The organism is Streptomyces sp. NPDC127092 (genome assembly GCF_042722475.1).
GTDB lineage: Bacteria > Actinomycetota > Actinomycetes > Streptomycetales > Streptomycetaceae > Streptomyces.
This window is the reverse complement of sequence record NZ_JBHXFE010000011.1, coordinates 167572-178815: the sequence shown is the minus strand read 5'-3', so window position 1 is coordinate 178815 and position 11244 is coordinate 167572. Positions and strand designations below refer to the sequence as shown.

Annotated in this window: 8 protein-coding genes; 3 read left to right on the top strand and 5 right to left on the bottom strand. The window is 71.8% G+C overall.

Going from position 1 to position 11244, the window contains the following annotated elements:
- Positions 1-364: 364 nt before the first annotated feature.
- The 4 genes from ACFWJO_RS12395 to ACFWJO_RS12380 form a co-directional block, all read right to left on the bottom strand.
- Positions 365-1237 (bottom strand): S-methyl-5'-thioadenosine phosphorylase, encoded by an 873-nt coding sequence (locus ACFWJO_RS12395; RefSeq protein WP_386864653.1) that lies wholly within the window; start codon positions 1235-1237, stop codon positions 365-367.
- A 345-nt stretch (positions 1238-1582) separates the two neighbouring features.
- Positions 1583-1891, bottom strand: a complete 309-nt coding sequence (locus ACFWJO_RS12390) for an FmdB family zinc ribbon protein (protein WP_386864652.1) — start codon at positions 1889-1891, stop codon at positions 1583-1585.
- A 68-nt stretch (positions 1892-1959) separates the two neighbouring features.
- Positions 1960-3240 (bottom strand): MFS transporter, encoded by a 1281-nt coding sequence (locus ACFWJO_RS12385; RefSeq protein ID WP_386864651.1) that lies wholly within the window; start codon positions 3238-3240, stop codon positions 1960-1962.
- 245 nt (positions 3241-3485) lie between these two features.
- Positions 3486-5051 carry a potassium/proton antiporter gene (locus ACFWJO_RS12380; protein WP_386864668.1) on the bottom strand — a complete coding sequence of 522 codons (1566 nt, stop codon included), beginning with the start codon at positions 5049-5051 and terminating at the stop codon, positions 3486-3488.
- Positions 5052-5276: 225 nt separating this feature from the next.
- On the opposite strand from ACFWJO_RS12380, the gene ACFWJO_RS12375 reads away from it, so the two are divergent.
- Positions 5277-8012 carry a penicillin acylase family protein gene (locus tag ACFWJO_RS12375; protein ID WP_386864650.1) on the top strand — a complete coding sequence of 912 codons (2736 nt, stop codon included), beginning with the start codon at positions 5277-5279 and terminating at the stop codon, positions 8010-8012.
- Between the two features lie 8 nt (positions 8013-8020).
- Here the strand turns inward: ACFWJO_RS12375 and ACFWJO_RS12370 are convergent, their stop codons facing one another.
- The gene (locus tag ACFWJO_RS12370; RefSeq protein WP_386864649.1) at positions 8021-8626 is read right to left on the bottom strand and encodes a 5-formyltetrahydrofolate cyclo-ligase; all 606 of its coding nucleotides are present in this window, start codon (positions 8624-8626) and stop codon (positions 8021-8023) included.
- A 158-nt stretch (positions 8627-8784) separates the two neighbouring features.
- Between ACFWJO_RS12370 and galU the strand changes: the two genes are divergently transcribed.
- Together galU and glp are read left to right on the top strand one after the other, a co-directional pair.
- The gene (galU, locus tag ACFWJO_RS12365) at positions 8785-9684 is read left to right on the top strand and encodes a UTP--glucose-1-phosphate uridylyltransferase GalU (RefSeq protein ID WP_386864648.1); all 900 of its coding nucleotides are present in this window, start codon (positions 8785-8787) and stop codon (positions 9682-9684) included.
- A gap of 151 nt (positions 9685-9835) precedes the next feature.
- Positions 9836-11113: a gephyrin-like molybdotransferase Glp gene (gene glp / locus ACFWJO_RS12360; RefSeq protein ID WP_386864667.1), complete on the top strand. Its 1278-nt coding sequence runs from the start codon at positions 9836-9838 to the stop codon at positions 11111-11113.
- Positions 11114-11244 lie beyond the last annotated feature (131 nt).

Below are 11244 nucleotides of genomic sequence, written 5' to 3'. Positions count from 1 at the left end.
GCAGGGCCCGGCGCAGCCGCAGCCTCGCGCCGCGCACGCGCAGAGGATCGAAGAGGGGAACACCGCAGGGCGCCGGCACCGAGGTGCGGGTATGGGGAAGGCAGGAGTCCGTGAGGCTCGAGTCCGTTGTCATCGCGCAACCGCCTGTCGTGACGTGGCCGTTCACCGGACCGTCCGGCGAACCGCGACCACCGTCCCGCACCCGGCGCGATCCCGCTCGGGCCTGTGGACAACCAGGCGATTGTGGATAACTTCCTCACCCCCGCCAGCGATTGCCGGGGCCGGGCGGGGGCGGGGACGCTTGAGTCAGTCCGGTCCTCGCGGGCGGCCGATCCTCACCCGGCCCCGACCCCGGCCCCGAGGCTCAGGGCAGTTCGATCCCCAGGTCCCACCTGTCGTGGGCCCGCGTGCACAGGCAGTCCCGGTCGATCGTCGCGGGGAGCGCGCCGACCGCGTCGAAGAGCACGTCGCGCAGCCGGCCGACGTTCTCGCCGAACACGCGCAGGACCTCGGTGTGCGAGACACCGTCCCCGGTCTCCGCGCCCGCGTCCAGATCCGTCACCAGTGCGAGGGAGGTGTAGCAGAGTCCCAGTTCCCGGGCGAGTACGGCCTCGGGGTGGCCGGTCATGCCGACCACCGACCAGCCCGCGGCCGCGTGCCAGCGCGACTCGGCGCGCGTGGAGAAGCGGGGGCCCTCGACGACGACCATCGTGCCGCCGTCGACCGGTTCCCAGCCCCGCCCGCGGGCGGCCTTGAGGGCCACCCGGCGCCCGTCAGGGCAGTAGGGGTCGGCGAAGGTCACGTGGACCACGTTGGGTATGGCGCCGCCCCAGGCCGCCGGCAGTGGTTCTCCGTCGAAAAAGGTCTGCGCGCGGGCCTTCGTGCGGTCGACCAGCTGGTCGGGGACGACGAGGGTGCCGGGGCCGTATTCCTCGCGCAGTCCGCCGACCGCGCAGGGTCCGAGGACCTGGCGCACGCCCAGCGACCGCAGTGCCCACAGGTTGGCGCGGTAGTTGATCCGGTGCGGTGGCACGTGGTGGCCGCGGCCGTGCCGGGGCAGGAAGGCCACCTGCCGGCCGGCGATCTCGCCGAGGAAGAGGGAGTCGCTGGGGCTGCCGTATGGGGTGTCGACCGACACCTCGGTCACATCGTCCAGGAAGGAGTAGAACCCGGAGCCGCCGATCACACCGATGTCCGCGTACGAGTCCGCCGTCGGGCCAGTCGTCTGGGTCGCCATGGCCGTCACCCTAGCCGCCCCGCCCGCCCCGCATGCCCGGTGCTGGAAGCCTGTCCTGCGGCCCTGCCCGCAGGCTCAGGCGGCAGGCCTCGGTCGGCGGGCCCGGGCGGGCAGGCCCGGATGGGCAGGCTCACCAGCGGGCGGGCTCGGCAAGCCCAGCCGCAGGCCCGGGCGGCCGGCCCGGGCGGGCAGGCCCAGGCTGCAGGCCCAGCAGCAGGCCTCGGTCGGCAGGCTCGGTCGCCGTCGCGCAGGTCGCCCGCCGCGCAGGTCGGTCGAGGCCGGAGATACGCCGGTGCCCCGTCGCGCGAGGCGACGGGGCACCGGGAAGAGCAAACGGAACGGAGGTCAGGCCGCCGGCGTGGAGCTCGACGTGGCCGCGGGCTTCGCGTCCGAGGAGGACGAGGAAGACGTCGACGACGAAGAGGAGGACGACGAAGAAGAGGTCTTCGACGACGCGGGCGAGCTGCTGGACGACGCACCACGGCTGTCGTTGCGGTAGAAGCCGGAGCCCTTGAACACGATGCCGACCGCGGAGAACACCTTCTTGAGGCGTCCCTTGCAGCTCGGGCACTCGGTCAGAGCGTCATCCGTGAACTTCTGCACCGCCTCGAGGCCCTCGCCGCACTCGGTGCACTGGTACTGGTAGGTCGGCACTTGTCTTCCTCCTGGCACTCACACTCATCGAGTGCTAACGACGATCCATAGTGACGTATTCCGCCGGTTCAGTCCACCGCCACGGGAACTCGGTGACCGATACCACGTGCCGCGACCCGGCTCGCCGCGCGGGGCAGGAGCCGCGAGCGGAGGGCGACCAGGGTGACGAGGGCGAGCAGCGTGCCCGCCATCGGCACCAGGAATCCGGTGCTGGCGCCGTGGGCGTCGGCGAGCCGGCCGGCGACGGTGACGGCGGCGGCCTGGCCGAGCGCCACGGCGCCGGTCAGCCAGGTGAAGGCCTCGGTGCGGGAGGAGGCCGGGACCAGGGTCTCGACGATCGTGTAGCCGGTGATCAGGGCCGGGGCGATGCACAGGCCCACGACCAGGCCGAGGGCGCCGAGCAGCAGGACGGAGTGGACGGACCACAGAAGGGAGGCGGCGACGGTGAGACCGGCGTAGCCGAGGATCAGACGACGGCGCGGGCCGATCTTCCAGGCGACGGCGCCCATGGCGATGCCGGCGAGCATGTTGCCGGCGGCGAAGACGCCGTACAGCAGGCCGTTGGCGCCCGGGTTGCCGATCTCCTCGGAGAAGGCGGTGAGGGAGACCTGCATGCCGCCGAAGACCGAGCCGATGCCGAGGAAGGCGATGACCAGGACCCGGACGCCGGGGATGGACAGGGCCGAGCGGTGCGGTTCACCGTCGGCGTGGCCGGCCGCGGCGGCCAGGCCGTGGGCGGGCTGGGTGCGGCGCTGGGCGGCGAAGAACAGGCCGCCGACCAGGGTGAGCGCGGCTTCGGCGATCAGACCGGCCGCCGGGTGCACGCCGGTGCAGAGGGCGGTCGCGAGGACCGGGCCGACGACGAAGGTGAACTCGTCGGTGACCGACTCGAAGGCGGCGGCGGTCGGCATCAGGGGCGTGCCGTCCAGCTTGGCGGCCCACCGGGCGCGGACCATCGGGCCGACCTGCGGCACCGAGGCGCCGGAGGGGATGGCCGCGAGGAAGAGGGCCCACAGCGGGGCGCCGGCGAGCGCCAGCGCGACGAGAAGGGAGACGGAGGCGGTGTGGATCAGCACACCGGGGACGAGGACGGCCCGCTGGCCGAAGCGGTCGGCGAGCTTGCCGCTCTGCGGAGCGAACAGCGCCATGGAGACACCGGTGACGGCGGCGACGGCGCCCGCGCTGCCGTAGGAGCCGGTGGTGTGCTGGACGAGCAGGACGATGCCGATGGTCAGCATCGCGAACGGCTGCCGGGCGGCGAAGCCCGGCAGGAGGAAGGAGAGTGCGCCAGGTGTGCGCAGCAGCTGCCCGTACCCGGGCCGCTTCTCGGAGACGACCGTGGACACCACGGTCCATGCCTTTCTGCCGCCTGGTAGCGGGCCGTGCACGGTGGTGCGGGCGTCGCCGAGAGCTGTCCTCTTGCGCGGAACTGCGGTAGATACCGGGCTCCACTGCGGAGGGTGCCTCGGCCGCCATACGGTCGCGCCAGCTCTGCGTCAGGCAGAGTTGGTTCGATCTAGTGTGCCTTCATGGTACAGGGAAGGGCGTCTTCCCGCCTGGGAAAGCGTCCTGTGATCCGAATTAATGCCTGGGATTAACCGGATGTTCGCTTGCGGGGCTTCCGGAAGGGGCGGCGGAGGCCGGTCTGGTCCCGGTCCGGGGTGGCGGCAGTGGCGCCCGTGCCGAGCCAGCCGGCCAGCTTTCCGCCCTGGCCGACGGCGCGGAGCCGGCGTTCGGCGGCGTCGCGGACCGGGTCGGTGGCGACGACGAGGAGTTCGTCGCCGCGCCGCAGCACGGTGGCGGGACTGGGGACGAAGCTCTTCTCGTCCCGGACGACCAGGGTGACGGCGGCGCCGGCGGGCAGGCGGAGCTCGGCGACCTCGACGCCGTGCATCTTGGAGCCCTGCGGGACGGAGACGGAGAGGAGGTGTCCGCGCAGCCGCTCCAGAGGGGCGGACTCGACGCCAAGGTCGGCGGCCTCGCCCTGGTCGCCGAGCTTCAGGGCCCTGGCCAGCCAGGGCAGGGTCGGCCCCTGGACCAGGGTGTAGACGACGACCAGCACGAAGACGATGTTGAAGATCCGCTCGCTGCCCTCGATCTCGGACACCATCGGGATGGTGGCCAGGATGATGGGGACGGCGCCGCGCAGGCCGGCCCAGGACATCAGGGCCTGCTCCTGCCAGGGGATGCGGAAGGGGAGGAGGCTGACGAGGACCTCCATCGGCCTCGCGATCACGGTGAGGACCAGGCCGATGACGATCGCCGGCCAGAAGTCGTGCACGAGCTCATGGGGGGTGACGAGCAGACCGAGCAGGACGAACATGCCGATCTGGGCGATCCAGCCGAGGCCCTCGGCGAAGCCACGGTTGGCCGGGGCGTGCGGCAGCTTGGCGTTGCCGAGCACCATCGACGCGAGGTAGACGGCGAGGAAGCCGGAGCCGTGGGCCATGGCGCCGGAGGCGTAGGCGACGACGGCGATGGCCATGACGGCGATCGGGTAGAGGCCGGAGGCCGGCAGGGCGACGTGGCGCAGCCCGTAGGCGCCGGCGAAGCCGACGGCGAGGCCGACGGCGGCGCCGATGGCGAGTTCGAGGGCGATCTTGCCGACGAGGACGTACCAGGAGTCGACGGGGCCCGCGGTGGAGAAGGCGACGACGAGGATGACGACGGGGGCGTCGTTGAAGCCGGACTCGGCTTCGAGGACGCCGGTGACGCGGGACGGCAGCGGCACCTTGCGCAGGACGGAGAAGACGGCGGCGGCGTCCGTGGAGGAGACGACGGCGCCGATGATGAGGGCCTGCTGCCACTCCAGGCCGACGAGGTAGTGGGCGGCCGAGGCCGTGATGCCCACGCTCACCGCGACGCCGACGGTCGAGAGCATGACCGCCGCGGGCAACGCGGGTTCGATCTCCTTCCACTTGGTGCCCAGGCCACCTTCGGCCAGGATCACCACAAGTGCGGCATAACCGATCACCTGGGTCAGTTCGGCGTTGTCGAAGGCGACGTTGCCGATGCCGTCCTGCCCGATGGCGATCCCGATCCCGAGATAGAGGAGGAGGCTGGGGAGCCCGCTCCGGGACGAGATGCGCACCGCCGCGACGGCGATGAGCAGGACGAGCGAGCAGATGAGCAGGAGTTCGTTGAGCTGGTGGACAGTCAGTGGCCGTTCCTTCCCCTCGCATGTGCCGGCCGATCGTTCCTCCGGCACCGGTACTTCGTTACCTTACCTAATCTTTAACGCATCCTTGACGACTCCTTGGTGTTGCATCGCACACCAGTACGGCTAAGAACGGTCCTCTTCCTGACACCGCGTCCGGGCCCTCCGGAGGCTGCGCCTAAGGTTGCTCCCGTACTCCAGGACCACCCTGCCCCTCGAAGGACAGCGATGCCCTCCAACACGACCGCGCCCCCCGCCAAGAAGAAGGGGCGGCGCGCCCGCCTGATCGTCCTCGTCCTGGTCCTCGCGCTGCTCGCGGGCTTCGGGTACGGGGGGTACTGGGGCGTCAGCACTGTCCGTGGCTCGTTCCCGCAGACGACGGGCACGATCCGGGTCGACGCGCTCTCCGGCCCCGTCGAGGTCAAGCGCGACGCCTACGGCGTCCCGCAGATCTACGCCGACAGCGAGGCCGACCTGTTCCGCGCGCAGGGCTACGTCCAGGCGCAGGACCGCTTCTACGAGATGGACGTCCGCCGTCACATGACGGCCGGTCGCCTTTCCGAGATGTTCGGCAGGGGCCAGGTCGACACCGACGCCTTCCTGCGCACGCTGGGCTGGCGCCGGGTCGCCCAGCAGGAGTACGACAAGGTCCTCTCGGCGGAGACCAAGAAGAACCTCCAGGCCTACGCCGAGGGCGTCAACGCTTACCTCAAGGACAAGGACCCGTCGGACGTCTCCGTCGAGTACGCGGCCCTGGCCTTCACCAACGAGTACACGATCGAGCCCTGGACCCCGGTCGACTCCGTGGCCTGGCTGAAGGCGATGGCCTGGGACCTGCGCGGCAACATGCAGGACGAGATCGACCGCTCCCTGATGGCCGGCCGGCTGGAGCCGGGCCAGATCAAGGACCTCTACCCGGGCTACCCGTACGAGCTGCACCAGCCGATCGTCGACGGCGGCGCCGTCGACAAGGTCACCGGCAAGTTCGCCCCCAAGGCCCAGGCGAAGAGCGGCGACGACGGCACGGCCACCACGGGCGGCGGTTCGCAGGGCGGGATCCAGTCCCAGCTCGCCGCGCTGTCCGACACCCTCGACGAGATCCCGGCCCTCATCGGCCCCAACGGCAACGGCATCGGCTCCAACTCCTGGGTGGTCTCCGGGGCGTACACGACCTCCGGCAAGCCGCTGCTCGCCAACGACCCGCACCTCTCGCCGATGCTGCCGTCCCTCTGGTACCAGATGGGCCTGCACTGCCGCTCCGTCTCGGCGACCTGCCGCTACGACGTCGCCGGCTACACCTTCTCCGGCACGCCCGGCGTGATCATCGGCCACAACGACTCCATCGCCTGGGGCTTCACCAACCTCGGCGCCGACGTCACCGACCTGTACCTGGAGAAGGTCGGCATCGACGGCTACGTCGTGGACGGCAAGACCAAGCCGTTCATCACCCGTGACGAGACCATCAAGGTCGCCGGCGAGGCCGACCGCCTCATCAAGGTCCGCTCCACCGAGCACGGCCCGCTGGTCTCCGACCGCTCCACCGAACTCGAGAAGGTCGGCAAGACCGCGCCCGTCGGCAACGCCGCACCCGACCGCGGCACCAGCGGGTACGGCGTCTCGCTGCGCTGGACCGCGCTGCAGCCCGGCAAGTCGATGGACGCCGTCTTCGAACTCAACCGGGCGAAGGACTTCCAGGCCTTCCGTGCCGCCGCGAAGGACTTCGAGGTCCCGTCGCAGAACCTCATCTACGCCGACACCGCCGGCAACATCGGCTACCAGGCGCCCGGAAAGATCCCGGTCCGCAGCAAGGCCGCGAACTACGACGGCACCCTGCCCGCGCCCGGCTGGGACTCCTCGTACGACTGGAAGGGCTACATCCCCTTCGCCGAGCTGCCCTACGAGTACAACCCGAAGCGCGGCTACATCGTCACCGCCAACCAGGCCGTGATCGACGAGAAGAAGTACCCCTACCTCCTCACCAGGGACTGGGGCTACGGCTCGCGCAGCCAGCGGATCAACGACCTCATCGAGTCGAAGATCAAGGACGGCGGCAAGATCTCGCCGGACGACATGCAGACCATGCAGGTGGACAACCGCAGCGAGATCGCGACCCTGCTCAACCCGCTCCTGCTCAAGATCGACATCGCCGACCCGCAGGTCCGCGAGGCGCAGAAGCTCCTCGAGGGCTGGGACTACACCCAGGAGCCGGACTCCGCCGCGGCCGCGTACTTCAACGCGGTCTGGCGCAACGTCCTCAAGCTCGCGTTCGGCAACAAGCTGCCCAAGGAGCTGCGCGTCGAGGGCGAGTGCATCAACGTGCGCGTCGTCGACACCACCGGCCCGGTCGACGAGCAGGGCAAGCTGGTGTCCGAGTGCGGCGAGCGCGACCCCGAGACCGCGCAGCCGGACGGCGGCGACCGCTGGTACGAGGTGGTCCGCCCGCTGCTCCAGAAGGAGAAGAGCGAGTGGTGGAAGACGCCGGGCGACCGGCTGAACGCCGCCACCGAGACCCGTGACCAGCTGCTCGCCCAGGCCATGAAGGACGCCCGCTGGGAGCTGACCGCCAAGCTCGGCAACGACGTCTCCACCTGGAGCTGGGGCCGGCTGCACCAGCTGACCCTGAGGAACCAGACCCTCGGCACCGCCGGCCCCGGTTTCGTGCAGGCGCTGCTCAACCGCGGCCCGTGGAACCTCGGCGGCGGCGAGGCCGCCGTCGACGCCACCGGCTGGAACGCGGCCGGCGGCTACGAGGTGATCTGGGTGCCGTCGATGCGGATGGTCGTCAACGTCGGCGACTGGGACAAGTCCCGGTGGATCAACCTCACCGGCGCCTCCGGCCACGCCTTCCACAGCCACTACACCGACCAGACGGACGCGTGGGTGAAGGGCGAGCTGCTCGACTGGTCCTACGGACAGGGGGCGGTCGAGGCCACCACCCAGGACACCCTCAAGCTGGAGCCGTAACCGGCTCCTCAGCGCGCGAAGCGCCTGACGCCCTCCGGGGTCACCACCGCGTGGACGGGGTGGTCGTGCGGTTCCTCCGGGACCCGCACGACCACCTCGTTCGCGTACAGGAGCACCACCAGCGCCGGATCCGCCCCGGCCCGCGCGAGCCGGGCGAGGACGCGGTCGTACGAACCGCCGCCGCGTCCGAGGCGCATTCCGCGTCCGTCGACCGCGAGTCCCGGCAGCAGCACCGCGTCCGCGGCGCACACCGCCTCGGGCCCGAGGCGCCCGTCGGCCGGTTCGAGCAGCCCGCGGCCCGCCTTCACCAGCCGCTCGGCCCCCTCGTACACGGCCCAGTCCAGATCGTTGTCGGGCAGCAGCACCGGCAGCAGAACCCGTACGCCGCGCTCGCGCAGCGCGTCGAGGAGCGCGCGGGTGCCCGGCTCGCGCCCCACCGACACATAGGCGGCGACGGTGTCCGCCTCCGCCAGCTCGGCGAGCTCCAGCGCGTGTTCCGCCAGGAGCTGCGCCGATCGCGCCCGGTCCTCGTCGGCCAGGGCGGCCCGGGCGGTGAGCAGGGCGCGGCGCAAGAGCGCCTTCTCGGTCGGTTCCTCGGTCGTGTCGGCGGTCAAGACGGCTCGTATTCCTCTTGTATCGGGCGGTAGCGGTACGAGAGTTGAGAAACGGCGCGAGAGCCATGTCCTGCTCATGGTCTCCTCGCAGCGTTTTCGCAGCTTTTTCTCGGCTTTTCCTCATTTCCTTCCCATACCGAACGGCTAGGGTGCTCCGCATGACTCAGACGCCGTCCATCACAAAGGCTGTCATCCCGGCCGCCGGTCTCGGCACCCGGTTCCTGCCGGCCACCAAGGCGACGCCGAAGGAGATGCTGCCGGTCGTCGACAAGCCGGCGATCCAGTACGTCGTGGAGGAGGCCGTCGCCGCCGGACTCTCCGACGTGCTGATGATCACCGGCCGCAACAAGCGCCCGCTCGAGGACCACTTCGACCGCAACTACGAGCTGGAGGAGGCCCTCGTCCGCAAGGGCGACGACGAGCGGCTCGCCAAGGTCCAGGAGTCCAGCGACCTGGCGACCATGCACTACGTGCGCCAGGGCGCCCCCCGCGGCCTCGGCCACGCGGTCCTGTGCGCCGCGCCGCACGTCGGTGAGCAGCCCTTCGCCGTGCTCCTCGGCGACGACCTGATCGACCCGCGCGACCCGCTGCTCGCCCGCATGGTCGAGGTCCGCGAGCGCTTCGGCGGCAGCGTGATCGCGCTGATGGAGGTCGAGCCCTCGCAGATCCACCTCTACGGCTGCGCGGCGGTCGGCCCGACCGGCGAGTCGGACGTCGTGAAGGTGACGGGCCTGGTGGAGAAGCCGGAGCCGTCGGAGGCGCCGAGCAACCTGGCGATCATCGGCCGGTACGTCCTCGACCCCGCCGTCTTCGGGATACTGCGGGAGACCGGGCCCGGCCGCGGCGGCGAGATCCAGCTGACCGACGCGCTGCAGAAACTCGTCCAGGACGAGCGGGCCGGCGGTCCGGTGCACGGTGTCGTCTTCAAGGGCCGCCGCTACGACACCGGTGACCGCGGCGACTATCTGCGTGCCATTGTCAGACTGGCGTGCGAACGTGATGATCTGGGGCCGGACTTCCGGACCTGGCTCCGCAGTTACGTCAGCGAGGAGATGTAGCACCTTGAGCAGCAGCGGTACGGCACCGTCGGCCCACGACGGCCATGGCCACGGCCATGGTCACGGCGAGGGCCACGGCGACGCCGAGGGGCACGACCACGGCCACTCCGGCCCGGAGGCCGCCGACCCCTGCGCGGGTCCGGCCCGGGGCCTGTGGTCCGTCGACGAGCACCTGGCCGACATCCTGGCGGCGGTCGCCCCGCTCGAGCCCATCGAGCTGCAACTGCCCGACGCCCAGGGCTGCGTCCTCGTCGAGGACGTCACGGTGCCGGTGGCGCTGCCGCCGTTCGACAACAGCTCCATGGACGGGTACGCGGTGCGGGTCGCCGACGTGGCCGGAGCGAGCGAGGAGTTCCCCGCCGTCCTGACCGTGATCGGCGATGTCGCCGCCGGGGCCGGCGGCCTGCCCGAGGTCGGCCCCGGCCAGGCCGCCCGGATCATGACCGGCGCGCCGCTGCCGCCCGGCGCCGAGGCCGTCGTCCCCGTCGAATGGACCGACGGCGGCACCGGCGGAGGCGCGGCCGGCACGATGCGCCCGGCCAGCGCCGCGCCCGAGGGCGCCGAGGGCGAGGTGCGCGTCCACCGCCCCGCCGAGGCCCGCGCCCACGTCCGGGCGCGCGGCAGCGACGTCACGGCCGGGGAGCTGGCGCTCGCGGCCGGCACGGTCCTCGGCCCGCCGCAGATCGGCCTGCTCGCGGCGATCGGCCGCGGCACCGTGCGCGTGCGGCCCCGCCCGCGGGTGGTGGTGATCTCCACCGGCAGCGAGCTCACCCAGCCCGGCGAGCCGCTGGCCGAGGGCCGGATCTACGACTCCAACAGCTTCGCGCTCGCCGCCGCCGCGCGGGACGCCGGAGCGCTCGCCTACCGGGTCGGCGCGGTCGCCGACGACGCCGAGTCGTTGCGCGCCGCCATCGAGGACCAGCTGATCCGGGCCGATCTGATCGTCACCACGGGCGGCGTGAGCGTCGGTGCGTACGACGTGGTGAAGGAGGCGCTGACCGCGGACGGCGAGGTCGACTTCCGCAAGCTGGCGATGCAGCCGGGCAAGCCGCAGGGCTTCGGCATGATCGGCCCCGAGCACACCCCGCTGCTCGCGCTGCCGGGCAACCCGGTGTCCTCGTACGTCTCCTTCGAGCTGTTCGTACGGCCCGCGATCCGGGCCCTGATGGGCCTCGGTGAGCGGCCCGACGCCCAGCGGCCCCGGGTCCGGGCGGTGCTCAAGGCGGACCGGGCGCTGTCCTCGCCGGCCGGGCGGCGCCAGTTCCTGCGCGGGACGTACGACGCCGAGTCGGGCACCGTCGCCCCGGTGGGCGGTTCGGGCTCGCATCTGATCGCGGCGCTCGCGCACGCGGACGCGCTGCTCGTCGTACCGGAGGAGGCGACGGAGGTGGAGCCCGGCACCGAGCTGGACGTGCTGCTCCTCGGGTGAGACCGGGGTGGGACCTCGGGTCCGCGCACGGTCGGCGAGGCCGTCGCCTCGGGCCGCGCGTCGGGTGCCCGGGCCGCCGGGCGGGTGGCGGCCGGCCCGTCGGGTGACCGGTCGGGTGACCACCACCTGGT

What these genes read in the sequence shown, in the direction of transcription:
- ACFWJO_RS12395 (WP_386864653.1), bottom strand. Translation starts at nt 1,237, where the DNA reads ATGGCGACCCAGACGACTGGCCCGACGGCGGACTCGTACGCGGACATC.
- ACFWJO_RS12375 (WP_386864650.1), top strand. Translation starts at nt 5,277, where the DNA reads ATGCCCTCCAACACGACCGCGCCCCCCGCCAAGAAGAAGGGGCGGCGC.
- galU (WP_386864648.1), top strand. Translation starts at nt 8,785, where the DNA reads ATGACTCAGACGCCGTCCATCACAAAGGCTGTCATCCCGGCCGCCGGT.